The following is a 22,956-nucleotide window of genomic DNA, read 5'->3' as shown; positions in this document are numbered from 1 at the left end:
GAGGATAAGCCAAATGATAAAAGTATCGCGGCGTCCACCATACGACTCGTCGCGGCCCCGGACACCCCGAATCGGCCCGGCGCGGCGTGCCATTTATGAACGGGCGAGAGGTAGAGAAGGTATGGCTCAGTGTGAGATGTGCGGCAAGGACGTCGCCAGCCCGAAGACCGTGAAGGTCGAAGGCGCGGAGATCGAGGTGTGCGACGACTGCGCGCAGTTCGGGACCGAGGTGAAGACTCAGTCGTCCTCTTCGTCGAGCACGAAGTACTCCACGTCGTCTTCTGGCGGGAAGTCGGGGTCTAGTTCTTCTTCGTCCGCTGGCTCGTCGTCCGGCGGCTCCTCGAAGCGCCGCCGCGATATGTTCGACGAGATGGACGAGCTCGCGTCGGACTACGACCAGCGAATCAAACAGGCTCGGGAGTCCGAGGGGCTCAGCCAGGAGGAGCTCGCGATGGAGATCAACGAGAAAGCGAGCCTCATCCGGAAGCTGGAGCACGGCGACATGCTCCCGAACTCGAAGGTCCAGCGGAAACTCGAGAAGAAACTCGACATCACGCTCACCGAGGCGTCGAGCGACGAGGAGGAGTGGTCGGGCGGCGGCGAGTCCGGCGGCCTCACGCTCGGCGACATGGTGAAGCGGAAGGACTAGTTCGCGACTGCTTCTGCGATATGGCCGTAGTGGGCTTCGACGCCCATTCCGAGGCTCGCGGCGGCGAGCACGACGAAGAGCGCGGCGGCCAGATAGACGAGGGCGGTGCGGGCGGTCGATTCCGCGTCGGCGTAGGCGGCGGGGAGGAGGACGAGTGCGCCGAGACCGGCTGAGAGCCAGATAGCGGCGGAGACGGTCGGGGAGAGCGTCAGCCCGAAGCTGAGGATGGCACGAGCGCCCTGGAGGAGGAGGACGCCGGCGACGGCGGTCACCCACGCGAACGGGCGGACGTCGATGTCGTGGTAGACGGTGAAGGCGGCGGAAAGCATCACGAGCGCGTAGAGCGTCTGCGCGACGCCGAAGAGTTCCGTGTACTGGCTCGCGGGGAAGCCCGCCCAGTTCGCCCAGAAGATCTCGCCGGAGACGAGGAGGGCGACGCCGCCGACGAGCCCGAAGAGCCACGCGAAGGACTGGCGGTCGTCCGGACCGTGGGCGTCGCGCGCCTCGCGGACGAGGAAGAGCGCGCCGAGCGCCGCGCCGGCGGCGACGAGCACGAGCGCTACGACGAGCGGGTTGTAGGGGGTGATGGCGTTCTCTGCGGCCGGCTGGAGCGACAGTCCACTGCGCATACCGGCGCTCCGTCGTGGACGAATAAATACCTCCGTAGACGCACGCCAGCACGTAGCACCGTGATTCCCCCACGCTCAAGGGGTCGTCCGTCGAAGACCGGGTATGTTCATCCTGATCAACCTGAAGGCGTATCCCCGTGACCCGGTAGCCATCGCTGAGGCCGCCGCCGACGTCGACGCGGAGACGGACGCGACAATCGCGGTCGCGCCGCAGACGGCGGACCTCGCGGCGGTCGCCGAGACCGGCGTGGAGACGTGGGCGCAACACGTCTCGCCCGTCGGTCACGGGAGTCACACGGGCAGTTCGCTGGCGGAGCGCGCCGCCGAGGCGGGCGCGGCGGGCACGCTCCTGAATCACTCCGAGCGCCGCCTGAAACTCGCGGACATCGACGGCTCGCTCGCCGCCGCGGAGCGCGCCGGCCTCGACACGGTCGTCTGCGCGAACAACCCCGACCAGGTCGCCGCGGCCGCGGCGCTCGGCCCGGACGCCGTCGCCGTCGAACCCCCCGAACTCATCGGCACCGGCACGCCCGTGAGCCAGGCCGACCCCGACGTCGTCGAGGACGCCGTCGCCGCCGCCCGCGCCGTCGACGACGCCGTCGACGTGTACTGCGGCGCGGGCATCTCGACCGGCGAGGACGTCGCCGCCGCCCGCGACCTCGGCTCCACCGGCGTCCTGCTCGCGTCCGGCGTCGCCAAAGCCGACGACCCCGCGGCCGCCCTCCGCGACCTCGTCACGGACGTCTAGTCGGCGCGGACGACGTAGTGGTCGTCGCCCTGCCGCTCCAGCACTGATTCTTCGCGCAGCTTCACGACGTAGCCCGTCGGCGTGTGCGTGAGCTCGTGGGCGGCGTCGACGCGGACGAGGTGGCCGCGCTCTTGCAGACTCGGCGGTTTCTGCGCGGCGGCACAGTCGTAAATCGTCAGGAGCCCTCCGCCGTCCTCGGCTTCGTAGACGACGAGCTGGGCGTGCCGGTCGAGGTGCCAGCGGTCCGCGCCCGCGGCGACGAGGTGATTCATACATCGTCCTTCGGGGGCGAACGACGTGACGCTTACGCGAAATCGGAGAAGTCCGCCTGCCCGTCGACCGGCGCGGAGTCGCCCTCCGCGTCCTCCGGCGTGGAGGCGTCGTCTCGTGCGTCGGCCGCATCGTCGGCTGTCCCCGTGGTCGCGTCAGCAGACGCGTCGGCGGCGGTCTCGAAGCCGGTGAGGCTCGCCTGCTCGCCGCTCGTGAAGGAGAGCTTCGAGACGCGCACGCCGACTTTCCGCACGCGCTCGCCGTCGAACTCGGTGAGGAGGTCGAGGGCGGTGTCCCGGAGGAGGTCGGGGTCGTCGACGGGGCCGGGGAGGCTGTCCGCGCGCGTGTTCACGTCGTAGGGCGGCGTGACGACCTTGATGCCGATGGTTCGGTAGAGCGCGTCCTTCTGGGTCGCGCGCTCCGCGACGGCGTCGGCGAGCGCGCGCACCTGCTCGCGGATTCGCTCCGTGTCGTCGGTCGGCTCGGGGAACGCGGACTCGCGGCTGAGGCTCTTCGGCTTCCCGCGCGGCTCCACGGGCCGCGGGTCGCGGCCGCGAGCGCGGTCGTAGAGTTCGCGTCCGCGCTCGCCGAAGCGCTCGACGAGCTCGTAGGGGTCGGCGTCCGCGAGGTCCCCTGCCGTCTCGATACCCATCGCGCGGAACTCCCGCGCGCGCACCGGCCCGACGCCGTGCACGTCCGCGATGTCGATGGGCCGGAGGAAATCCTCGACTTCACCGGGCGGAACGACGACGAGACCGTCGGGCTTGTCCGCGTCGCTCGCGAGCTTCGCCGTGCTCATGTTCGGCGCGACGCCGACCGAGGCCGGAACGCCGACTTCCCGGGCGATTCGCTGTTTGACGTGGCGCGCGAACCCCTCCGCTACCCCCCACGCCGTCGACTCCGTCACGTCGAGGTACGCCTCGTCGATGCTCACCTCGCGGACGGTGTCGCCGAGGTCGTGGACGATCTCTTTCACTTCCTGTCCGACCTCCGTGTAGTAGTCGTGGTCGACGGGGACGTAGATTCCCGTGTCAGGGTCGCCAGGGTTGTCGTCAGCGTCGGCGGCTGTCGCGTCGCCTCCCGCGTTCGCGCGCCGCGGGAGCTTCTCCAGGGCCTGCGAGATCGCCTGAGCGGATTCGACGCCGTACTCGCGCGCCTCGTAGGACGCCGTGGCGACCGCGCCGATGGTCTCGCCCTCCTCGTAGCCCATGCCGACGACGACGGGCTCGCCCCGCAGCTCGGGGTTCCGGCGGCGCTCGCAGGACGCATAGAAACAGTCCATGTCGACGTGGAGGACGATGCGCTCCGCGTCGTCGGGCGTGCCGGGGAGAGTGTCGGCCCGCTCCATACCGAGTGAAAGAACGCGGAACCGCGAAAAGGTTCGGATGCCGGGGTGAAAGTAGTGCTACAGGCCTTCGACGTGCGTGCCGTCCTCCCGGCAGATTTCGAGGGCGTGTTTCGCGGCCATCCCGGCGTCCTGGGCGGTGACGCCGGAGCCGACGCCGACTTTGAGGTCCATGTCGACGTCCTCTCGGACGTGGCGGATGGCGTCCTCGTAGGCGGCGCGTTCGAGGTCGGGGACGACGGCGATGACGTTGTCGCCGCCGACGAAGAAGGCGAGGCCGTCGTGGGCGTCGTGGAGGTAGCGCATCAGGCTCGCGTACGCCTGCTCGATGTGGATGAAGGTGGAGTAGGCGTCGAGTTCGTCGGTGTACTCGCCGGTCGCGTCGTTCACGTCGAAGTGCGCGAGGTGGACGTCGTCGTCTTCCGCGGGCGTCGGCTCCGTGGTCTGGCCGGCGAGGACTTCGGCGCGCTCGGCGTCCTGTGCGCTCCCGGCCTCCTGGAGGAGTGCGGTGGCGTCGACGAGCGCGTCGCGCGGCGACGTCGACGTGCCGATGCCGAAGCTGAGCGTGACGGGGTAGCGGTTCCCGATGGACTCCTGGATGCGCGCGTGGTCCTCTAAGTCGAGGCCGTTCGTGATGGCGACCATGTTGTCGAAGCGCGTGAAGAAGACGTAGCCGCCGTGCATCCCGACGAGCTGTGAGAGGTCGGCGTAGAGGCGGGACTGGAGCGTCTGGAGGTCGACTTCCTTCCGCGGGTTCGGGGTGACCGTCCACGGCCCGTAGTTGTCGATCTGAGCGAGCGTAACCTGCGTGTTCGTCACGGTTACTCCCGGCTACTCGCCCGCCCGGTATATCAGTAGTGGATTCCATCACGAAGATGGACTAGGCGGTCAGCGGCGACGGCGGAGGAGAGAGAGTACGCCGAGCGCCGCGGCGAGCCCGGCGAGAACGCCGAAGCCGGGGGAAGAGGCGCGCGTGGTCCGCGACATCGTCGTCGCGTTCGCCTCCTCGGACGCGAGCCCCGGTCGGATGGCGTCGACGGCGTCGACGTCCGGGCCGTTCACGACGACGACGCGCGTGCCGTCGACGTGGAGGCGGTAGGCGTCGGCGAACGGGTCGCCGCCCGACACGACCCACGTCCGCGCGCTCACCTGCTCGGCGTCGTGCGCGTCGAGGACGTCGCGGTACGCGCTCGCGAACTGGCTCGCGTCCCGCTCGGAGTCCCACTCGGTCACCCAGACGTAGCCGTCCTCGCCGACGGTCGGATTCCGATAGGGGACGACGCTGTCGCCCGCCCAGCCCGCGGAGGGCGCACTGGAGTAGTTGAAGGAGTCGTAGGGCCCCTGGTTCTCGTAGAGGCTCCCGGTGTCGACGACGCCGGCGTCAGTGGTGTACGACTGGTACCAGAACATCGAGTAGATGGACGCCTCGCCGACCGTATCGGAGCCCTGTCGGGGGAAGGTCTCCCAGCCGCCGGTCGCCTCGTCGCTAACCGAGACGTTCGAGGGCACGCTGCCGACGTGGTGGATGATGGCCGTCGTGTCGTTCGGCGGGCGCTCCCACGCGGCGTCGACGGCGTCCCAGCCGCCCCGCTCGCGCAGCGACGCGACGTAGCCCGGCCCGTCGGCGTAGGGGAAGTAGACGACCCACTGCACGCCGTAGTTGACGTCACCGCCGCCCGTCCCGCCGTTCGCCGACGGCGGGTTCGCCGGGCACGTCCACGTCTCGCCGCACTGCTCGACGTACCGGTCCTCGACGTAGCGCGCTTCGCCCTCGACCAGCCCGCTCGTCGCCAGCTGGGCGTCCTGCGTGTCGCCGCCGTACTTCGCGCGACTCAGGTTGTACCGCTGGTCCTGGAGCGCGTGCACGAGTTCGTGGGCGAGCGTCGCGTTGTCGAAGTAGACCTCGTCCGGGTCGTTCGTGACGAGCTTGATAGAGTCAGCTTCCGAGTCGTAGAACCCGAGGACGTTCGAGCCGTAGAACGCGGAGAGCGCCGCCGAGGAGTTCGTGTCCTCGCCGACGATCCAGAGCGACTGCCAGACCTGGTCGTTCCACGCGTTGTACGTCGCGTTTCCACCTGATTGGTTCGCGGCGTACTCGCTCCGCGAAACGACGTCGACGGGGACGTAGCGCTCGAAATTCGCGTCGCGGACGTGCTCGACGCGCGCCATCGTCACGGAGACGTAGCGTTCGCGCTCCGACTCGTTCAGGCCGTCGGACTGGTCGACGCGCACCGGGTCGTCGTACCAGTAGCCGTTGAAGTAGCCGACCGTCGCGTTCGTCGCGTTCGCCCGCGCGTGACCGTCGGCGTCGACGGCGGGCGCGTCAGCGTCGGTCGCCGCACCGGCCGCCGCGCCGGAAGTCGCCCCGACAGCGAGCGCGACGACGACGAGCGCGGAGAGCAAGACACCTCGCATACGCTCGTCTCCGGGCCCGGCGCGCGTAACGTTTCTGGTCGCCGAAGCCGCCGAGTCGGCGTGGAAAACGAGAGCAGCCGTCAGTCGTCGCTCGGCGCGGGGCCGGGACCGCGAGAGAGGTCGACGCCCCGCCAGGTGCCGCGCTGGTACCACGCGTACGCGACGGCCGCGCCCAGGACGTTCGAGAGCGCGAAGGAGAGCCAGATGCCCGCCGCGCCGATGGACTGCGAGGCGAAGAATGCAAAGGGGAGTCGGAGGACGCCGAGCACGCCGACCGAGATGGCCGCGGCGGTGAGCGTCTTCCCCGCCCCGCGGAAGCTCCCGTTGTACGAACGCATGATGCCCATGAAGCCGAAGGTCGGCGCGATGTACCGCATGAAGGTCACGCCGACCGCGACGACGTCCGGGTCAGAGGTGAAGACGGCGATGATGGGTTCGGCCCAGATCCAGCCGACGACGCCGACGAGCGACAGCAGGACGAACGTCGCTCGCGCCGCGAACCACGTCGCTTCCGCGGCGCGGTCGTACTGGTCCGCGCCGATGTTCTGCCCGCTCATCGTCTCCACGCCGCGCGCCACCGCGATTGCCGGCATGAACACCACGGAGAGCACGCGCGTCCCGATACCGAACGCCGCCACCACCGTCGTCGGGAACAGGCCGACGACGATGAGCATGAGGTTGATGGAGAGCGCGCGTCCCGTCCCCTCCACGGACGCCGGCAGGCCGATGCGGAGGATGCGGCGCGCGAAGCCGAGGTCCGGCCGCATGTCGGCGAGGTGGATTTCGAGGCCGCGCGACCCCGCGAAGAGGACGGCGAGCCCGGCGACGAACGCGAGCGCACGCGAGAACACCGTCGCGATGGCCGCGCCCTCAAGTCCCAGCCGCGGGAACACCCACCAGCCGAAGATGAGGAACGGGTCGAGGATGATGTTCAACAGGACGGAGAAGAACATCACCACCATCGGCGTCACCGTGTTCCCGTACCCCCGCATCAGCGAGATGAACATTAGAAACCCGAACATGAAGACGAGGCCGAGCGAGATGACCTGCATGTACTCCACGGCCAGCGGATAGACGTCCGGGGCCGCGCCGAATATCGTCAGGAGGTCGTCGACGACGAAGAACCCCAGAATCCCCATCACGACGGACACCGCGACGGAGAACACCACCGTCTGCGAGGCCGCGTACTCCGCCTCCCGGTCCTTCCCCGCACCCACGTTCTGCGCGACCATCACGCTCCCCGCCACCGACAACCCCATCCCCAGCGAGATGAGGAGGAAGACCAGCGGGAACGCGAAACTGATCGCCGCCAGCGCCTCCGTACTGTACCGCCCCACCCAGAACGTGTCCGCGAGATTGTACGCCGTCTGGAAGAGGTTCGTGACGACGATCGGCAGCGACAGGTACGCCAGCGGCTTCGCGATCCCCCCCGTCGTCAAGTCGAGGTCCTCCTGGTTGAACGCCCGCGCGACCTCCTGCCGGAGCTTCGCCAGCGCCCCTCGCGGGTTCACTGCTCCACCTCCGCCGTTCGACGCACGCTCTCGTCGAGATACCGCTCCAGCGCCGCCCGCGTCTGCTCGACCGGCCGCTCGACCGCCACCTGTCGCGTATGCGCGCCGTTCAACACCGTCACCACGAAATCCGCCGCCGCGTCGACGTCGAGGTCCTCGCGGAACTCACCCGACTCGACGCCCGCCGCGAACACGTCCGCGAACCGCTCCGACAGCGCCGCATCGAACTCGTCCAACCGCTCCCGGAACGCCTCGTCGTACGGCCCCTGCGCCTTCATCTCCAACACCGCCGTCTCGAACCGCCGATCCGACTCCTCCTCCTCCGACTCTAAGAACAGCCCCACCAGCGCGCGGAACCGCTCCGTCGCCGACGACCCCTCCACCGCGTCCAACTCCGCCGTGAACGACGACAGCAAATCCTCCAAGAACGCCACCAGGAGGTCGTGCTTGCTCTCGTAGTGGTAGTGCAGCGCCGCCTTGCTCTTCTCCGACTCCGCAGCGATATCCTCCATCGTCACCGCCGCGTACCCGTGCTTGCAGAGCGCGCGATACGTCGCCTCCATAATCTCGTCTCTCGGTGGGTCACTCGCCATACGAACTAACCAACTACTAAGACGTGACTGGCTAGTCAGTCAAAGGGCTTCTGATGCATACACGCGCCGCCGCCGACGGATGCAAGCCGGAATCGAGACAGGAGAAGTACACGCCGTGGAACGATTGGCGACGCTGATAGAACCACAGGAACTGTCAGAAATGTTAGTGGACTCGCCGGGATTTGAACCCGGGGCCTCTCCCATGCCAAGGGAGTGATCTACCACTGATCTACGAGCCCGCGTCGACACTCTCTGGTAGCCGTGGGGTGTGTATAAACCTCTCGAATCGGGACGAGTCCGGGCGGGTCGAGTAGCAATCCTTTAGTTGCGGAGACGCTGGCTAGGTGGTAGGGAACGCACGGCCGTAGTTCCGACATCGCCGCCCGCTTGGGCGGCTTGGGAATGCGGTAGTGCCGGCACAGCCCCGCGTGGGTATGGTGCCGTTGCGGTTCGTGACGTTCCAATCACTAGCTATGGCACGAATGCATACTCGCCGTCGCGGTGCGTCCGGGTCGGACAAGCCGGCGGCAGACGAACCACCGGAGTGGAGTGACGTAGATGAAGACGCCGTCGAGGAGCGCGTCGTGGAGCTCGCGGAGCAGGGCTTCGACCCGAGTCAGATCGGGATGAAGCTCCGCGACGAGGGCGTCCAGGGGACGCCGATTCCGAACGTGAAGCTCGCGACGGGGAAGAAGGTCACGACGATTCTCGAGGAGAACGACGCTGCGGCTGACGTTCCAGAGGACCTCCGGAACCTCCTGGAGAAGGCTGTTCGCCTCCGCGAGCACGTGGAGGAGAACGGGCAGGACCACCAGAACCGGCGCGCGCTCCAGAACACGGAGTCGAAGATCCGGCGGCTGGTCGATTACTACCGCGGTGACCAGGTCGACGAGGACTTCAAGTACTCGTACGAGAACGCGGTCGACCTGCTGGAGTAATCGATGGCGGCCTCGAGTCGTCGCGCGCGGTCGGAAGTTCACGGGGCGCTGTCGGGCGCGTCGTTCGTTCGCGTAGCGGCGCGTGCGGACGGCGACTGTCTGGCGGCGGCCGGTGTGCTGGCGGGCGCGTGCGAGGCGTCGGGGCTTCCGTTCCAGGTGTCGGTGGTGGAGACGCCGGTTGAGGCCGAGCGCCGGTTCGACGGCGTGGACGACGGCGTGTGCGTCGCGGTCGGGTTCGACGCGGGTGACGCGTCGGTCCGGAGCGACGAGGCGTCGAGCGCGTCGGCGTCGGCGTTCGAGTCGGCGTCGGCGCTCGGCGCGGAGCCGGACGCGGCGTTGGCGCTCGCGGGCGCAGTCGCGGCGGGGCGGCCGCCGGAGGGCGCGCCTCTCGACGCGGTCGACGGCGATATCGACCGGCGGCCGGGGCTCTGCGTGCCGACGGCGGACGTCGCGGACGGGCTCGCGCATTCGCTCCGCCTGCACGGCGACGTGTCGGGCGACGAGGCGCAGGCGGGCGCGCTCCTCGCGGAGCTCGCGTTGCCTGCGGAGCTCGACGACTCCGCGCGGCGGCGGCTCGCGTCGCGAGTCGCGCTGGACGTGACGGAGTCGCCGGCCGGCGAGCGGGCGGCGACCGCTATCGAGGCGGCGCTCCGCCCGCACGTCCTCCCGGACGGGCCGTTCGCGACCCTCGAAGGGTACGCGGACGTCCTGGACGCCGTGGCGGCGACCGCGCCCGGACTGGGCGTGGCGTTCGTCCTCGGCCACGGGGACACGCCGGCGGTGCTGGACGCGTGGCGGGAGACCGCGCGCGCCGTGCACGGCCGGCTTCGCCGCGAAGCCCCCGCGCGCTACAGCGGCTGTGTCACGTTCGACGCAGCGGACGCGCCGCTGCGGCAGACGGCGCGCCTCGTACGCGACTACCGGAGTCGCGAGCCGACCGCCATCGCGGTCGGAGACGACGGGGCGGCCGTCGCGACGCACGCCGACGACGTCGACGCACACGGCGTTCTCGCGGACGTCGTGGACGTCGACGTCGTCGCCGGCACGCCCGCGCTCGCGTGGACGACCGAGGACGTGGACGCCGAGGCCGTCCGGGGGGCACTATGACCGCTCGGACGGCGACCGTCCGCACCGAAGTCGCTCACCCCGAGCGCGTCGCGGCCGCGGTCCGCGCGGACAACACCTCGGAGATGACGACGCGCGTCGACGGCGACGCGGTCGTCACGACCATCGAGCGCGATTCGACCGGCGGACTCCGCACCACCCTGGACGACTACGTCGTGAATCTCACAGTCGCAGTCGAAGTAGGACAGCTCGCAGACCAACCCAAGAACACTAACTATGAGTGAACGTTCCGTTTCGAAGAAGAATCAGCAGAAGCGGTGGTACACCATCCTCGCGCCCGAGCAGTTCGACCGCGCGGAGCTCGGTGAGACCGTCGCTGACGAACCAGAGAAAGTCCTCGACCGAACCATCGAGGCGACGCTCGGCGACGTCACGGACGAGTCCGGCGAGAACAACGTCAAGCTCACCTTCCAGGTGACTGACGTCGGTTCGGACACCGCGTACGCGGAGTTCGTGAAGTCCGAGCTCACCCGCGACTACCAGCGCAGCCTCGTTCGCCGCGGCTCCTCGAAGATCGAGACCGTCGTCGTCGTGCGCACGACCGACGACTACCGCGTCGAACTCCAGCCGGCCGCGTTCACGACGAAGCAGGCGGACCAGAGCCAGCAGAAGGCCATCCGCCGCATCATGATCGACCTCGTCGAGGAAGCCGCCGAGGACCGCACGTTCGAGCAGCTCATCGACTCCGTCGTCGAGGGCCGTCTCTCCTCCGCCATCTACAGCGAAGCGAAGACCGTCTACCCGCTCCGCCGCGCGGAGATCCAGAAGACGACGCTCGAAGCGCACCCCGAGGAGGTCCACGAGGAAGAAGCGACCTCCGTCGACGTCGAAGAAGACGAAGAAGCCTAAGCGGCTTCGCGTTTCTCACCTCTTTCTCCGGCCGACGAGCGACGGCCAACGCGGCGCTTTAGGCTATTCGCGGCTGGTGCTGGCGAGGTAGACGCCGAGCGCCATGGGTATCGCGCCGGCGACGAAGAGCGCGCCGAGGGACTCGTCGAGGAAGAGCGCGCCGAGGAGCGCGCCGACGGCGGGTTGGAGGAAGAAGAAGGCGGCGAGCGCGCCGGCGTCGTAGGTGTCGAAGCCGGCGTACCAGAAGGTCCACGCGGCGGCGGTGGCGGCGACGCCGAGGTAGCAGACGACGGCGACGTTGACGAGGGTGAGGCGGAGGCCGTCGAGGGAGGCGGGGGTGAGCGCGAGTTCGGCGGCGGCGGCGAGCGCGAGGAGGGGGACGGCGATGATGGCGGAGTAGGTGGCGGTTTCGAGGGCGGAGTAGGTGCGGACGAGGTCCGCGCCGTAGACCGTGTAGCCGGCCCACGTGAAGGCGGAGGCGACGAGGGCGGCGACGCCGAGGAGGCTGGCGGTCGGAATCCGGGTGAGGTCGTACTGGCCGGCGAGGACGACGAAGGTGCCGACCGCGGCGAGCGCGATGCCGGCGACGCGGCGAACCGTGAGGGATTCGTCGAGGACGAGGACGCCGAGGACGACGGTGAAGACGGGAGTGAGGACGGTGAGGAGCGCGCCCTGACTGGCGTTGGTCCGTGCGGTGCCGACGAACTGGAGGACGAGGGTGACGGCGACCCAGAGGGCGAGCGCGGCGAACCGCCGCCAGTCGTCGCGGGTGAACTCGCGGTCGGGCGTGCGGAGGGAGACGAGGGCGTAGAGCACGACGGCGGCGACGTCGACGCGGGCGAACGCGAGCGTCACGGGCGGGACGGTGCGAAAGCCGTAGACGCTGACGACGTACATGCCGCCCCAGAGGCCGGCGGCGGCGAGCGGTCCGGCAGTGCTCGTGAGAGACCGTGGCACGGCGTAGGGTTCTGCGGGAGGCCGTATGCCTTTTTCGTCACGGCCGCCGAGAGTCAGGGTAATGCGATACGCCGTCTTCGGTGCGGGGTCGATGGGGTCACTGTTCGCGGGCCGGCTCGCGGCGAGCGGCGCGGACGTCGTGCTCGTCGGGCGGGGCGACCACCTCGACGCCGTCGAGCGCGACGGGCTCCGCGTCGTCGGGCCGGACGACGAGGAGACGCGCGTCCCGCTGGCGACGGCGCGCGATCCGGGCGCGGTCGAAGCGCCGACGGCGCTCGTGCTCTGCGTGAAGGCTTACGACACGGAGCGGGCGTTACGGGACGCCGCGCCGCTGCTCGGCATCTCGACGGACGTGCTCACCTTCCAGAACGGGCTGGGGAACGCGGAGACCGTGGCGGGGTTCGTCCCGGAGGAGCGCGTCGTCGTCGGGACGACGTCGCACGGCGCGTACGTCCCGGAGCCGGGCGCGGTGCGGCACGCGGGCGTCGGCGAGACGGTGCTCGGCCGGTTCTTCGCCGCGAACGGCGCGCGCGTCGAGAGCTACGCGGACGACCTGACGGCGGCGGGCGTCGAGACGACAGTGACGGACGCGCCGGAGCGGGCCGTGTGGGCGAAAGTCCTCGTGAACGCCGGCATCAACCCGGCGACGGCGCTCGCGGACGTCCCGAACGGCGCGCTCGTCGACCCCGACGCGACGGCGCGAGAGAGCGCGGGAGACGGGTCGGGGAGCGGCGGCGCGGGCGAGCGCGTCCTCGATACGGCGGTGCGGGAGGGCGTGCGGGTCGCGGCCGCGGAGGGCGTCGAGTTCGACCCGGCGGTCGCGGTCGAGCGAACCCGCGAGGTCGCCGAGCGAACGGCGTCAAACGCGTCGTCGATGCGGCAGGACCTCCAGCGCGGGAGAGCGACCGAGATCGAGGCGTTGAACGGCGAAATCGCGCGGCGCGGCGACGCGTACGGCGTCGAGACGCCGGTGAATCGGACGCTCGCGGACCTCGTGCGGCTCGCGACTCAGGGTTCGGGCTCCGACGGCCGCGGGAGGTCGTAGGTGTCGCGGACGGTGTTCGCGAGCACGCTCTCCTTGGACGCGACGAGGTAGACGAGGACGAAGTCGTGGGTGGCGGGGCGGAGGACGAAGACCTCGTGAGGCGGGTCGGCGTGCTCCTGGAGGCGGTCGACGAGGGGTTCGAGGGGGAGTGCGCCCGCGCGGAGGTCGGCGAAGACGTCGCGCTCGCCGGGCTGTTCGGCGAACGTGTAGACCGCGCCGTTCGGCTCGCTGTCGGTGTCGTAGGTCGTGCGGGCGTTCACGCCGAGCCCCTCGCGTTTCGCTTCCTCCCAGACGTCGAGTGCGACCTCGAAGAGGTTGGTCACGCCGTCGGCGTACCCGAGGAGCGTGCGTTCGACGACGTCGAGCGTCTCGAAGCGCGCGGTGCCGTCCTCCCACGCGAGCGCCGCGTCGACCCGGTAGCCGGGGCGGACGGCGTCGCCGTCGAGCGTCACGTCGACGGGTTCGTGGGTCTCGCAGTCCGCGAGGCGTGCGGTCTCCCCCCGGACGTCGAGTACGCGGAACTGGCCGTCCGTCGTCGGCGTCATACCCGAGCGGAGTCGCTCGGCGTTGAAAAACTCGTCCGTTACGCGGCCGAACGTGTGCGGCGACCAAGAGAGCCGCCGCGACCGACGGTATCCGGCGAGACGGTGGGTACAGACGACACCGGTACGAGGCGACGCGTCAGCCGGCGAGATACCGGAATCGACCCGTCTGCCGAACCGGGTCATACCGTAACGCGGCGTTCGTGCGCCTCGCCGTCGAACGGGCGCTCCCCCCGAGAGGGGGCCGTTCGTACCCGAGTGAACGAGGGTGAGAAGAAAACGCTGCGGGCTCGACTAGTTCGTGTCGAGGTGGTGGGAGATGATTTTGCGTTCGGCGGCGCGGAGGTGCTGGTGGAAGGTGGGTCGGGAGACGTTCATGGCTTCGGCGAGGTCGTCGCCGGAGAGGCGGCGGGGGTCGTCGTAGTAGCCGCCGAGGTAGGCGCGGCGGACGGCCTCGCGCTGGCGGTCGGTGAGGCCGACGTCGGCGGCCGGGGCGTCCGCGCTGGCGCGGCTCGCGTCCTCCTGGTAGCCGGTGAGCGTCACGCCGTCGTGGGTCTGCTCGAAGGCTTCGAAGACGCTGCGCGCGGCGTTCTGGTCGGGGGCTTCGACGGTGATGGCGGCGGTGCCGTCGGGAGTGACGGAGAGGTCGCGGAGGGACGCGCCGTGGTCGGCGACGCGCTCGGGGAGCGGGTCGTCCGTGACGACTTCGACGAAGGAGGAGTCCGCGCCGCCCTCCTGCACGGCGAGCGACGTGTGCTCGGGCGGGTCGACGGCGTCGACGGTCTCGCTCGACGCGTCGACGGTGTAGAAGGACGCGGCTTCGTCGCCGACCGCGCCGCGGAACTCCCACGTCGCGTTCGTGCGCGCGGCGAGCGCGGCGACGGTGAGGTCGCCGTCGTCGACTTCGAACTCGAGGACGGCGGGCGTGCCGCCGACGAGGAGGTGGCGGCGTTCGATGGCGAGCAGGGCGTTCCCCGTCATCCGGCCGAGCGCCGCGAGGAGGGTGCGTTCGCGGTCGTCGAACGTCGTCGGGTCGGCGTACACGCAGAACGCGCCGAACGACCGGCCGTCGGCGGCGACGGGGATGGTCGCGACCGCGAGGTCGCCGGTCTCGTGGACGCTCACGCCGCCGCGGTCGAGCGCGCTCTCGGCCGCGTCCGCCGCCTCGGGGTCGTCGATGTCGGGGCCGGCGGCCGCGGCCTCCTGGACGCCCCCGCCGATGCTCGCCGTCGCGAACCACGTCGCCGCTCGATAGGGCCCGTCGACGAAGCGGTCGCAGACGGACGCGACGAGGTCCTCGCGGTCGGACGCCTCGACGAGCAGGCGCGTGACGTCCGCGTAGAGGCCGGTAACGCGGTCGAGGACGCGCTGGAGGGTTTCGCGCTCCGCGTCCCGCTCTGCGGCCGTGCGTTCGGCTTCCAGCTCCGCGACTTTCCGGTCCGTGATGTCGAGGTGGGCGACGGCGACGCCGCGGTCGGCGTCGAGGTCGACGGAGACCGCCTGCATCAGGAACCACCGGCGGTCGGTCGGGGAGTGACACGGGTACTCGTAGGCGAAGCGGTCGCGTTCGCCGTCGAGGATGCCGCGGATTCCCGCGACCGACGCCGACGCTTCGCCCTCGGAGGTGTCGATACCCCGGAAGTAGTCCGATCCGACTCCGCCAGCGGTCGCGCCGGCCTCGGCTTCGAACTCGCTCCACGCCTCGTTCGTGAACCGTATCGTCCCGTCGGGGCCGATGACGGCGACGCTGAAGGGGAGGGCGTCGAGCGTCGCTGCTGGCAAACCGTCCATACACCGACTATGCGTGAGTTCGTACTTAACCAGAGAGGTATCGGCCTCTCATGTCGGTTCCGCGAGCCCGCCCGCGTCCGCGCCGCGCGACGTCCGCGTCGTGTCGAGCACGCGGAGGTCGTCGTCGAGCGTGACGTCGAGGCGTTCGTCGCCGAGCGGGATGCCGACCGTCACGCGGAGCGGGTCGCGGGATTCGACGGTCGTGGTGTCGTCGCGCACGCACCACGCGAGCGTCCAGTAGGGGTGGTCGGTGAGTTCGACGCCGTGGTCGCCGCAGAAGCCGACGACGCGCGAGTTGTCGAGGAGGCTCAGGCCGACGGGCGAGTGCACGCAGTGATTGCACTGCCGGCAGCAGTGCGAGACGCAGTATTCGGTGCCGAGCGCGTCGTCGCCGTCGCGTAGCTCTGTCTCGGTGCGGCCGCCGCATTCGGGGCAGACGCCGTCGGCGGCGAGGCAGTGGCGGTGGCGGACGTGCTGGTCGAACGCCGCGAGCACCTCGTCGGGGTCGCGGTCGGCGAGCCCACCGGGCGGGAAGGGGTCGCGGCCGAACGTCGCCGCGCAGTCCGCGCAGGCGATGGTGAACCGCTCGTCGTCGTAGGACGCGACGAGGTCGCCGCCGCAGTCGTGACAGCGACCGGGCGCGGCGAGCGAGAACTCCCGCCGGTCCGTGAACGTCCCGGCGAGCACGGCGCGCACGACCTTCTCGCCGGCGTACCGGAAGTCGTAGCCGTCCGCGGTCTTCGTCACGAACTGGTCGGTGAGCCTCCCGAGGTGGTAGTTGAACTGCGCGGAGTCGCGCATCCCGACCGCTCGCCGGAGGTCGGAGAAGGCCACGGGGCGGTCGTCCGCCCGCCAGAGCGCCCGGAGGATGTCGAGGCGCGTCTCGTTCCCGAGGAGCGCGAACGCGTCCGCCGGGTCGAGGCAGTCCGGACAGTCGAGAATGTCCGGACGAGTCGATTCGCCAGACGACGAGGTATCCGTACGAGCCGACGCGTCAGCCGGCGAGGTATCCGTACGAGTCGGTTCGCTAGACGACGAGGTGTCCGTACGAGTCGGTTCGCCGGAGGGTGGGGTGTCGGTCATACGCGGTCGTTCGGACGCCGGGGTAAAGAGCGTGTGCTGAAATCGAGTTAAGCGGCGGTGGAGAGGGCGACGCCGACGGTGGCGGCGATGCCGGCGGCGAGGAGGCCGTAGTTGGCGATGGGGTTGTCGGCGGTGGCGACGTGGAGGGAATAGTTGCGGCGGGAGAAGGGCCAGAGGGGTTCGATGCCGGCGGGGGTGAGGATGTCGCCGGCGAGGTGGGCGGTGATGCCGAGGACGCCGACGAGGAGGCCGAAGCCGCCGAGGGCGACGCGGTCGAGGGTGGTGTTTGGGGCGACGGCAGCGCCGGCGAGGGCGAGGAGGACGCCGACGAGCCACGCGAACGCGAAGGTGTGCGTCGGGCCGCGGTGGCGGACGAAGGGAATCGACTGGTCGTAGTCGGGGACGCGGGCGAGCGCGAGCATGCCGATGAGGCCGGCGGCGGCGAACGCTCGCCGGTCGAGGAGGAGGAGGACGCCCAAGACGGGCGCGTAGACGAGGAGCGAGACGCCGTAGTGGCCCGTCCGATACATCTGTGTCAGACGCACGGCGTGCGGGCGTATGAATGTATGGGGAACACGCTCTCGTCCGGCGAGTGGCCGGGCGAGTGTACAGGTCTATCGGCGAGAGACCGGAGAGCGGCGTCGTCGCGTTACGACCGGGAGGCGCGGAGGAGGACGATGATTCCGAGGACGAAGAAGACGGGGTAGGCGGGGTGTGCGGCGAGGTAGGTTTGGACGGCGGCTGCTGCGGTCGCGAGCTGGCCGGCTTGGAGGTCGGCGAGGAAGGCCGAGTCCTGCGTCCAGAGGGCGAAGTGGAGCGCGCCCGCGGCTCCGAGGAGGCCGCCGATGACGTGCTGTGACCGTCCGTCGAGCCACGACCGCAGAGAAGAACTGGTGCTCATGGTCGAAGGTGGTCGTCGGGTCGGCAAAAGCGTGATGGGGTGGAGCCGTCACCGAGAACGCCGGTCGGGCGACCGGCGTCAGCCCGGCGTCAGACGGCGCGCGTGGTATGGGGTTGGAGGGCGTTCGGGGCGGGAGTGTGCGTGGCGCGTATTCGCCGTGCTTATTCGACGTCGATTCGCGTGCCGGTGGAGTCGCTGCGGGGGAAGCGGAGTTCGAGCACGCCGTTGCGGTAGGTGGCGGTGACGCCGTCGCCGGTCGCGTCGCTCGGGAGGGTGAGGCGTTCGTGGACGCGGCGCGTGCTCCACGCGCCCGCGGCGGGGTCGTCGACTTCGCGCTCGGCGGTGACCGCGAGCGTCCCGTCGTCCACGCGGACGTCGAAGTCCGACTTCTCGAAGCCGGGGACGTCGAGCACGAGGACGTGTTCGTCCGCCTCCGCGTGCCAGGTCGCGTGCAGGCGGCTCGCGTCGGCGTCCATCGCTCCGGGTCGCGCGTCGACGGCGGGCGCGTTCGCGGTCGCGTCGAAGCGCTCGCGGACGTCCATCATCATGCGGTCCATGCGGTCGAACAGGCGGTCCATCTCGTCGAACGAACGGTTCACCATTACTACTTCACCGCCGCACTGTAGGCGCGCTCAGTTCATCTCCGTTCCGAGACACACGCTATCTCGCGGCCGGTTTCGACCGACTTAGTCGGTGTCGTTTGCCGCGTTTCGGCGCGCGAGGGGGCGGCGGGGCGGATGGCGACGAACTAAGGCGCGGGTCGCCCTTCGGACGCGTATGACCGATTCCGCGTTCGACGCGCGCCGCCGCGCCTGCCGGGACCGCCTCGGCGACGACGAGGCCGTCGTGTGCTTCCCGAGTCCGAACCTCACCTACCTCACCGGCTTCGCGGAGGAGCCGGGCGAGCGGCACTTCTTCCTCGTTCTCACCCCGGAGGCGACGACGCTGCTCGTGCCGGCGCTCTACGGCGACCAGGTCCGCGCCGAGGTCGGCGTCGCGGACGTGCGGACGTGGGCGGACGGCGACGACCCCGTCGCGGCGGTGCGCGCTATCGCGGACGACCTCGACCTCCACGAGCGAACGATATTCGTCGACCCGACGATGTGGGCGCGGTTCACGCAGGACCTCCGCGAGGCCGTCGACGACGCCGAGTGGGCGCTCGCCGACGCGGTGCTCGGCCCGCTCCGCGTGCGGAAGGACGACGCCGAACTCGCGGCGATGCGGCGCGCGGGCGAGGTCGCGGACGCCGTCGTCGACGACCTCCGCGCGCTCGGGAGCGACGCGATAGGGATGACGGAGGACGAACTCGCCGAGTGGATCGGCCAGCGCCTCGACGCGAACGGCGGGAGCGGCACGTCGTTCGCCACTATCGTGGGAAGCGGGCCGAACGGCGCGCGCCCGCACCATCACCACAGCGACCGCGAGATCCGCGCGGGCGACCCCGTCGTCCTCGACTTCGGCACGAGAGTGGACGGCTACCCGAGCGACCAGACGCGCACCCTCGTCTTCGACGGCACGCCGCCGGCGGAATACCGGGAGGCCCACGAAGTCGTCCGGGAGGCCCAGCAGGCCGCCGTGGACGCCGCCGAACCCGGCGTGACGTGTGCGGCCGTAGACGCCGCGGCGCGCGACGTCATCGCGGACGCGGGCTACGGCGACGAATTCATCCATCGCACGGGCCACGGCGTCGGCCTCGAAGTCCACGAGGAACCCTACATCGTCGCGGGCAACGACCGCGAACTAGCGGAAGGAATGGTGTTCTCCGTCGAGCCCGGCGTCTACGTCGAGGGCGAGTGGGGCGTCCGCATCGAGGACCTCGTCGTCGTCACCGAGGACGGCTGCGAGCGCCTCAACCACACGGAGCGCGACTGGCGAGTCTGAGGTCGGGCCGGCCGAGTGGGGGAGACAGCGAACGCGCTTATACTGGGGGCGGGAGAAGTCGCGGGTATGCCGTCACTGGAAGACACGTTCATCGCGAACCGGGAGCGAGTGCAGCCGAATCACGCGAACAACCACGGGAGCTGTCACGGCGGGAACGTGATGAAGTGGATGGACGAGACGGGGGCGATGTCGGCGATGCGGCTCGCCGGCCGGACGTGCGTGACGGCGGGCATCGAGCGGATGGACTTCAAGCGCCCCGTCCCCGTCGGCGACATCGCGTCGTACGCGTATCGGACCGGGCGGACGAGCGTCGGCGTCCGCATCCGCGTGTTCGCGGAGAACCCGCGGACGGGGAAGCGCGAGCTGACGACGGAGTCCTACTTCACGTTCGTCGCCGTCGACGAGGACGGGTCGCCGATGGAAGTCCCGGAGCTCCGAGTCGAGTCCGACCGGGAGCGCCGCCTGCGAAGCGACGCCAAGGCGGAGGCGGGCGGGGATGCGGACGCGGGGGGCGAGTGATGGGCGGGTCGGTGCCGCCGCTCGCCGTGGACATCGACGGGACGCTGAGCCGCGCGGACAGCTCCATCGACGGTCGCGTGCTCGACGTGCTCCGAGAGTGGGACGCGCCGGTCGTGGTGGCGACGGGGAAGGCGCTCCCGTATCCGGTGGCGCTCTGTCAGTACATCGGCGTGCCGCCGCGCGTCGTCGCGGAGAACGGCGGCGTCGGCCTCGCCGAGGACGAGATCACCTATCACGGCGACCGGGAGGCCGCCCAGCGCGTCGTCGACGAGTACGTCGAGGCGGGCTACGGGACGGGTTGGGGGCGCGTCGACCTCGTGAACAAGTGGCGGGAGACGGAGGTCGCGGTGGCGCGAGAGCAGCCGCTCGGTCCGCTAGAAGAGCTCGCGGCGCGCCACGGCCTCCACGTGGTCGACACGGGCTTCGCCTACCACGTGAAGTCGCCGGGGATGAACAAGGGCCGCGCGCTCCGAGACGTCGCGGCGGCGCTCGATTACGGGCTCTCGGCGTTCGTCGCGGTCGGCGACTCGCAGAACGACGTCGAGATGCTCGCGGAGGTGGGGACGGGGTACGCGGTCGGGAACGCCGACGAGGCGGCGAAGGCCGCGGCGGACGCCGTCCTCGACGCCGAGTACGCCGACGGCTTCCTCGCGGCGGTCGAGCGCATCCTCGACGAGGCGTAGGCGGTTTTACCGCGGGGCGAGTGGAACGCGTATGAACACGGAGCCACTGGACGCGGCGGGGCTCGCGGACCGACTCGCCGGCGGGCTCGACGCGTCGGTGACGGCGTTACCGGACGGGAGCGTCGACCGGCGGTTCGGCGTGGAGGACGCCGACGGAACGGTCGAATCCGGCGAGGCGTTCGGGACGCGTATCGCCGAGGGGACGGGGAAATCCTTCCGCGTCGACCACCGGACGACGGACCCGGGCGGCCAGTCGGTGAACGCGGCGCGACAGACGCACGCGCTCGGCGCGCCGACGACGCTGTTCGGCCACCTCGACGCGGCGGTGTTCGATACGCTCGCGTTCGAGACGCACTCCTTCGGGAGTCCGGCGGACGTGCAGGTGCTCGAGTTCTCGGACACGGCGGTGATGTTGACGGAGGAGTCGTCGGACATCCAGCGGTGGTCGCTCGGCGAGGCGCTCGACCGCGCGCCGGCGCTCGCGGACGCGCTGTCGGCGGACGCCGTCGTCTTCGGGAACTGGGCGTCGCTTCCGGACGGCTCCGCGTCGGTGCGCGCGCTCGCGGGCCGCGTCGACGGGACGCTCGTCGTCGACCCGGGCGACGTGACCATCTGCGACACCGAGGAAGTCCCGGAATTCCTCGACGCGCTCGCGGCGGTCGACGGGGAGACGGTGCTCTCGGTGAACGAGAACGAGCGCGCGTTCCTCGCCGACGGCGTCGCCGCGGCAGACGACGCGGCGGGCGGCACGCGGAAGGGAGCGCGGCCGGACGAACGAGCGGACGCGCTCGCGGCGATTCGGGAGCGCGCCGGGCTCGACGCGGCCGTGGAGCACGGGACGGACGCGGCAATCGCGGTGACGGAGGACGGCGTGACGGCGGTCGAGAATCCGCGGGTCGAGCGCGTCGAGCGGTACGTCGGCGGCGGCGACCGGTTCTCCGGCGCGCTCGCCGCGGCGCTCGGCGCGGGCTGGTCGTCGACGGACGCGCTCGCGCTCGGGAACGTCTGTGCGACCCACTACGTCGGCAGCGGTCAGACGGGGTCGGCGGACGAACTCCGCACGCACCTCCGCGAACAGACTTAATTACTAGGGAACCATTCCTGCAAGTATAGCTATCGAGATGCTCGGCGACGTCCCGCTCTCCGGCTCCGTCGACCAGGTCACGGTCCTCGCGGTAGCCGCCGGTCTCGGCCTCTTCGTCGGCCTCGAACGCGAGTGGGCCGGGAAGACCGCGGGCGCGCGCACCTTCCCCATCGTCGGCCTCCTCGGCGCGCTCGCCGTCACCGTGCACACCGACGTCCTCCTCCCGCTCACCGCCGCGCTCGTCCTCCTACAGGCGGTCGGCCTCACCGTCCGCTCCTACCTCGACGACGAGACGCTCGGCGCGACCACTTCCGCGTCCATCGTCGTCGTCTACGTCGCCGGCGTCCTCATCGGCACCGGCCACGCGTTTCACGCCGTCGCCGCCGTCGTCGTCACCACCCTCCTCCTCACGCTCAAGCGCGAGCTCGACGGCTTCGTCGACCGCCTCGACAACGACGAGATTAAATCGACCGCCCAGCTCGCGCTGCTCGGCCTCGTCGTCTACCCCGTCCTCCCCGACACCACCGTCGTCTACGGCGTCGACCCCCGCGAGGCGTGGCTGTTCGTCCTCGCCGTCGGCGCAATCGGCTACGTGAACTACATCCTGCTCGCGACCTACGACGGCCGCGGCGTCGCCGTCTCCGGCTTCGTCGGCGGCCTCGTCTCCTCGACCGCCGTCGTCGGGAGCGTCGCGCCCCGCGTCGGCGCTGGCCGGTACGGCGTCCGCGCCGCCACCGGCGTCGTCCTCATCGCGAACGCCGCGATGGTCGCGCGGAACCTCGTCATCGCCGCGAGCCTCGCCCCCTCGCTCGCCGTCCGCCTCGGCGCGCCGCTCGTCGCGATGACCGCCGCCGCGCTCGCTATCGCCTGGTTCCTCACCGACTGGGACGCCGGCTTCGACGTCTCCTTCGAGACGCCGTTCGACCCGCGGAACGTCGCGAAGTTCGGCGGCCTCTTCGTTCTCGTCCTCGGCGTCTCCGGCTTCGTGAGAGAGACGTTCGGCGCGGCCGGCTTCGTCGCAACCAGCATCCTCTCGGGAACCGTCTCCAGCGCTTCCGCCACCACGGCCGCGGTCACGCTCTTCGAGGGCGGGAGCATCGACGCGACCACCGCCGTCGTCGCCGTCGTCGGCGCGATGGCCGCCAGCGTCGCCGTCAAAGTCGGGATGGCCGCCAGCATCGACCGCGACCTCGTCCTCCCCGTCGCCGCCGCCAGCCTCGCGCTCGTCCTCGCCGGCGGCGTCGGCGCGGTCGTCGGCACCGTCCTCTAAGGGAGCGAGACGATTCCGTCGGAGTCAGTGAATGTGAAGCGGCGAGCCGCTCGCTCGCAGGATAGCGCGTTCAGCGGCAGCGACGGCGTCGCTCGCGGGCGTGGAGAGTGGTCGGAGGGAAAGAGCGG

26 protein-coding genes and 1 tRNA gene are annotated in these 22,956 nt (G+C 70.4%); 12 read left to right on the top strand and 15 right to left on the bottom strand.

Going from position 1 to position 22,956, the window contains the following annotated elements; genetic code table 11:
• The first annotated feature begins 13 nt into the window (after window positions 1-13).
• Window positions 14-649: a multiprotein bridging factor aMBF1 gene (locus IEY26_RS07975; RefSeq protein ID WP_449405266.1), complete on the top strand. Its 636-nt coding sequence runs from the start codon at window positions 14-16 to the stop codon at window positions 647-649.
• On the opposite strand, the gene IEY26_RS07970 is transcribed toward IEY26_RS07975, so the two are convergent.
• Window positions 646-1,278 carry a DUF981 family protein gene (locus tag IEY26_RS07970; RefSeq protein WP_188977679.1) on the bottom strand — a complete coding sequence of 211 codons (633 nt, stop codon included), beginning with the start codon at window positions 1,276-1,278 and terminating at the stop codon, window positions 646-648. The genes IEY26_RS07975 and IEY26_RS07970 overlap by 4 nt on opposite strands.
• A 103-nt stretch (window positions 1,279-1,381) precedes the next feature.
• Here IEY26_RS07970 and tpiA point away from each other — a divergent pair, with 103 nt between their 5' ends.
• A complete protein-coding gene (tpiA, locus tag IEY26_RS07965) occupies window positions 1,382-2,026 on the top strand; it encodes a triose-phosphate isomerase (RefSeq protein ID WP_188977677.1) in 645 nt (214 codons plus the stop codon).
• On the opposite strand, the gene IEY26_RS07960 is transcribed toward tpiA, so the two are convergent.
• From IEY26_RS07960 to IEY26_RS07930, 7 genes are all read right to left on the bottom strand, one after another.
• A complete protein-coding gene (locus tag IEY26_RS07960; RefSeq protein WP_188977675.1) occupies window positions 2,023-2,298 on the bottom strand; it encodes a hypothetical protein in 276 nt (91 codons plus the stop codon). The genes tpiA and IEY26_RS07960 overlap by 4 nt on opposite strands.
• Before the next feature lie 32 nt (window positions 2,299-2,330).
• Complete coding sequence (locus IEY26_RS07955) at window positions 2,331-3,644, bottom strand: DNA polymerase Y family protein (protein ID WP_188977673.1); 1,314 nt, start codon at window positions 3,642-3,644, stop codon at window positions 2,331-2,333.
• 57 nt (window positions 3,645-3,701) lie between these two features.
• Complete coding sequence (locus IEY26_RS07950) at window positions 3,702-4,460, bottom strand: GTP cyclohydrolase III (protein ID WP_188977670.1); 759 nt, start codon at window positions 4,458-4,460, stop codon at window positions 3,702-3,704.
• Window positions 4,461-4,529: 69 nt separating this feature from the next.
• The gene (locus IEY26_RS07945; protein WP_188977668.1) at window positions 4,530-6,056 is read right to left on the bottom strand and encodes an Hvo_1808 family surface protein; all 1,527 of its coding nucleotides are present in this window, start codon (window positions 6,054-6,056) and stop codon (window positions 4,530-4,532) included.
• Window positions 6,057-6,136: 80 nt separating this feature from the next.
• A complete protein-coding gene (locus IEY26_RS07940; protein WP_394354825.1) occupies window positions 6,137-7,567 on the bottom strand; it encodes an MATE family efflux transporter in 1,431 nt (476 codons plus the stop codon).
• Entirely contained in the window at window positions 7,564-8,160 is a 597-nt protein-coding gene (locus IEY26_RS07935) for a TetR/AcrR family transcriptional regulator (RefSeq protein ID WP_229773985.1), read from the bottom strand. The genes IEY26_RS07940 and IEY26_RS07935 overlap by 4 nt, the downstream gene beginning before the upstream one ends.
• A 167-nt stretch (window positions 8,161-8,327) precedes the next feature.
• Window positions 8,328-8,399: transfer RNA gene (locus tag IEY26_RS07930), tRNA-Ala, on the bottom strand.
• A gap of 234 nt (window positions 8,400-8,633) precedes the next feature.
• On the opposite strand from IEY26_RS07930, the gene IEY26_RS07925 reads away from it, so the two are divergent.
• Genes IEY26_RS07925 through IEY26_RS07910 form a run of 4 tightly spaced genes read left to right on the top strand, consistent with a single transcriptional unit; the run spans window position 8,634 to window position 11,072 of the window.
• Window positions 8,634-9,098: a 30S ribosomal protein S15 gene (locus IEY26_RS07925; protein WP_188977666.1), complete on the top strand. Its 465-nt coding sequence runs from the start codon at window positions 8,634-8,636 to the stop codon at window positions 9,096-9,098.
• A 3-nt stretch (window positions 9,099-9,101) separates the two neighbouring features.
• Window positions 9,102-10,205 (top strand): hypothetical protein, encoded by a 1,104-nt coding sequence (locus IEY26_RS07920; RefSeq protein WP_188977664.1) that lies wholly within the window; start codon window positions 9,102-9,104, stop codon window positions 10,203-10,205.
• A complete protein-coding gene (locus tag IEY26_RS07915) occupies window positions 10,202-10,447 on the top strand; it encodes a KEOPS complex subunit Pcc1 (protein ID WP_188977662.1) in 246 nt (81 codons plus the stop codon). Before IEY26_RS07920 ends, IEY26_RS07915 begins: the two co-directional genes overlap by 4 nt.
• Window positions 10,440-11,072, top strand: a complete 633-nt coding sequence (locus IEY26_RS07910; protein ID WP_188977660.1) for a 30S ribosomal protein S3ae — start codon at window positions 10,440-10,442, stop codon at window positions 11,070-11,072. Before IEY26_RS07915 ends, IEY26_RS07910 begins: the two co-directional genes overlap by 8 nt.
• 63 nt (window positions 11,073-11,135) lie before the next feature.
• Here the strand turns inward: IEY26_RS07910 and IEY26_RS07905 are convergent, their stop codons facing one another.
• On the bottom strand, window positions 11,136-12,029 hold the full coding sequence (locus tag IEY26_RS07905) for a DMT family transporter (protein ID WP_229773984.1): 894 nt from the start codon (window positions 12,027-12,029) through the stop codon (window positions 11,136-11,138).
• A gap of 61 nt (window positions 12,030-12,090) precedes the next feature.
• Here IEY26_RS07905 and IEY26_RS07900 point away from each other — a divergent pair, with 61 nt between their 5' ends.
• Complete coding sequence (locus IEY26_RS07900) at window positions 12,091-13,074, top strand: ketopantoate reductase family protein (RefSeq protein WP_188977658.1); 984 nt, start codon at window positions 12,091-12,093, stop codon at window positions 13,072-13,074.
• Here the strand turns inward: IEY26_RS07900 and IEY26_RS07895 are convergent.
• The 6 genes from IEY26_RS07895 to IEY26_RS07870 all read right to left on the bottom strand — a co-directional run bounded on the left by IEY26_RS07895 (window position 13,038) and on the right by IEY26_RS07870 (window position 17,993).
• Entirely contained in the window at window positions 13,038-13,619 is a 582-nt protein-coding gene (locus tag IEY26_RS07895) for a DUF6663 family protein (RefSeq protein ID WP_188977656.1), read from the bottom strand. The genes IEY26_RS07900 and IEY26_RS07895 overlap by 37 nt on opposite strands.
• Window positions 13,620-13,910: 291 nt before the next feature.
• Window positions 13,911-15,407, bottom strand: coding sequence for a helix-turn-helix domain-containing protein (locus IEY26_RS07890; RefSeq protein WP_188977654.1), 1,497 nt, complete (start codon window positions 15,405-15,407; stop codon window positions 13,911-13,913).
• Between the two features lie 48 nt (window positions 15,408-15,455).
• Entirely contained in the window at window positions 15,456-16,490 is a 1,035-nt protein-coding gene (locus tag IEY26_RS07885; protein ID WP_188977651.1) for a winged helix-turn-helix domain-containing protein, read from the bottom strand.
• Between the two features lie 47 nt (window positions 16,491-16,537).
• Entirely contained in the window at window positions 16,538-17,020 is a 483-nt protein-coding gene (locus IEY26_RS07880; protein WP_188977649.1) for a metal-dependent hydrolase, read from the bottom strand.
• Window positions 17,021-17,139: 119 nt separating this feature from the next.
• A complete protein-coding gene (locus IEY26_RS07875) occupies window positions 17,140-17,391 on the bottom strand; it encodes a hypothetical protein (protein WP_188977647.1) in 252 nt (83 codons plus the stop codon).
• Window positions 17,392-17,552: 161 nt separating this feature from the next.
• On the bottom strand, window positions 17,553-17,993 hold the full coding sequence (locus IEY26_RS07870; protein WP_188977645.1) for an Hsp20/alpha crystallin family protein: 441 nt from the start codon (window positions 17,991-17,993) through the stop codon (window positions 17,553-17,555).
• Between the two features lie 175 nt (window positions 17,994-18,168).
• Between IEY26_RS07870 and IEY26_RS07865 the strand changes: the two genes are divergently transcribed.
• The 5 genes from IEY26_RS07865 to IEY26_RS07845 all read left to right on the top strand — a co-directional run bounded on the left by IEY26_RS07865 (window position 18,169) and on the right by IEY26_RS07845 (window position 22,828).
• Window positions 18,169-19,272 (top strand): M24 family metallopeptidase, encoded by a 1,104-nt coding sequence (locus tag IEY26_RS07865; RefSeq protein ID WP_188977643.1) that lies wholly within the window; start codon window positions 18,169-18,171, stop codon window positions 19,270-19,272.
• Between the two features lie 66 nt (window positions 19,273-19,338).
• Window positions 19,339-19,791 carry an acyl-CoA thioesterase gene (locus tag IEY26_RS07860; protein ID WP_188977641.1) on the top strand — a complete coding sequence of 151 codons (453 nt, stop codon included), beginning with the start codon at window positions 19,339-19,341 and terminating at the stop codon, window positions 19,789-19,791.
• On the top strand, window positions 19,791-20,474 hold the full coding sequence (locus IEY26_RS07855; protein WP_188977639.1) for an HAD hydrolase family protein: 684 nt from the start codon (window positions 19,791-19,793) through the stop codon (window positions 20,472-20,474). The genes IEY26_RS07860 and IEY26_RS07855 overlap by 1 nt, the downstream gene beginning before the upstream one ends.
• Before the next feature lie 31 nt (window positions 20,475-20,505).
• Entirely contained in the window at window positions 20,506-21,558 is a 1,053-nt protein-coding gene (locus IEY26_RS07850) for a PfkB family carbohydrate kinase (RefSeq protein WP_188977637.1), read from the top strand.
• A 37-nt stretch (window positions 21,559-21,595) separates the two neighbouring features.
• Complete coding sequence (locus tag IEY26_RS07845) at window positions 21,596-22,828, top strand: MgtC/SapB family protein (protein WP_188977635.1); 1,233 nt, start codon at window positions 21,596-21,598, stop codon at window positions 22,826-22,828.
• Window positions 22,829-22,956: the final 128 nt, after the last annotated feature.

Origin of the sequence: Halocalculus aciditolerans, from assembly GCF_014647475.1 — an archaeon.
GTDB classification, from domain to species: Archaea; Halobacteriota; Halobacteria; order Halobacteriales; family Halobacteriaceae; genus Halocalculus; species Halocalculus aciditolerans.
Note: the sequence above shows the minus strand (reverse complement) of the source record. Positions and strands in the feature narration are given on the sequence as shown.

Coding starts and splice junctions, on each gene's coding strand:
- IEY26_RS07850 (WP_188977637.1), top strand. CDS start 20,506: ATGAACACGGAGCCACTGGACGCGGCGGGGCTCGCGGACCGACTCGCC.
- IEY26_RS07970 (WP_188977679.1), bottom strand. CDS start 1,278: ATGCGCAGTGGACTGTCGCTCCAGCCGGCCGCAGAGAACGCCATCACC.
- IEY26_RS07885 (WP_188977651.1), bottom strand. CDS start 16,490: ATGACCGACACCCCACCCTCCGGCGAACCGACTCGTACGGACACCTCG.
- IEY26_RS07955 (WP_188977673.1), bottom strand. CDS start 3,644: ATGGAGCGGGCCGACACTCTCCCCGGCACGCCCGACGACGCGGAGCGC.
- IEY26_RS07845 (WP_188977635.1), top strand. CDS start 21,596: ATGCTCGGCGACGTCCCGCTCTCCGGCTCCGTCGACCAGGTCACGGTC.
- IEY26_RS07870 (WP_188977645.1), bottom strand. CDS start 17,993: ATGGTGAACCGTTCGTTCGACGAGATGGACCGCCTGTTCGACCGCATG.
- tpiA (WP_188977677.1), top strand. CDS start 1,382: ATGTTCATCCTGATCAACCTGAAGGCGTATCCCCGTGACCCGGTAGCC.
- IEY26_RS07920 (WP_188977664.1), top strand. CDS start 9,102: ATGGCGGCCTCGAGTCGTCGCGCGCGGTCGGAAGTTCACGGGGCGCTG.
- IEY26_RS07910 (WP_188977660.1), top strand. CDS start 10,440: ATGAGTGAACGTTCCGTTTCGAAGAAGAATCAGCAGAAGCGGTGGTAC.
- IEY26_RS07875 (WP_188977647.1), bottom strand. CDS start 17,391: ATGAGCACCAGTTCTTCTCTGCGGTCGTGGCTCGACGGACGGTCACAG.
- IEY26_RS07900 (WP_188977658.1), top strand. CDS start 12,091: ATGCGATACGCCGTCTTCGGTGCGGGGTCGATGGGGTCACTGTTCGCG.
- IEY26_RS07960 (WP_188977675.1), bottom strand. CDS start 2,298: ATGAATCACCTCGTCGCCGCGGGCGCGGACCGCTGGCACCTCGACCGG.
- IEY26_RS07975 (WP_449405266.1), top strand. CDS start 14: ATGATAAAAGTATCGCGGCGTCCACCATACGACTCGTCGCGGCCCCGG.
- IEY26_RS07915 (WP_188977662.1), top strand. CDS start 10,202: ATGACCGCTCGGACGGCGACCGTCCGCACCGAAGTCGCTCACCCCGAG.
- IEY26_RS07880 (WP_188977649.1), bottom strand. CDS start 17,020: ATGTATCGGACGGGCCACTACGGCGTCTCGCTCCTCGTCTACGCGCCC.
- IEY26_RS07865 (WP_188977643.1), top strand. CDS start 18,169: ATGACCGATTCCGCGTTCGACGCGCGCCGCCGCGCCTGCCGGGACCGC.
- IEY26_RS07890 (WP_188977654.1), bottom strand. CDS start 15,407: ATGGACGGTTTGCCAGCAGCGACGCTCGACGCCCTCCCCTTCAGCGTC.
- IEY26_RS07860 (WP_188977641.1), top strand. CDS start 19,339: ATGCCGTCACTGGAAGACACGTTCATCGCGAACCGGGAGCGAGTGCAG.
- IEY26_RS07925 (WP_188977666.1), top strand. CDS start 8,634: ATGGCACGAATGCATACTCGCCGTCGCGGTGCGTCCGGGTCGGACAAG.
- IEY26_RS07935 (WP_229773985.1), bottom strand. CDS start 8,160: ATGGCGAGTGACCCACCGAGAGACGAGATTATGGAGGCGACGTATCGC.
- IEY26_RS07895 (WP_188977656.1), bottom strand. CDS start 13,619: ATGACGCCGACGACGGACGGCCAGTTCCGCGTACTCGACGTCCGGGGG.
- IEY26_RS07945 (WP_188977668.1), bottom strand. CDS start 6,056: ATGCGAGGTGTCTTGCTCTCCGCGCTCGTCGTCGTCGCGCTCGCTGTC.
- IEY26_RS07855 (WP_188977639.1), top strand. CDS start 19,791: ATGGGCGGGTCGGTGCCGCCGCTCGCCGTGGACATCGACGGGACGCTG.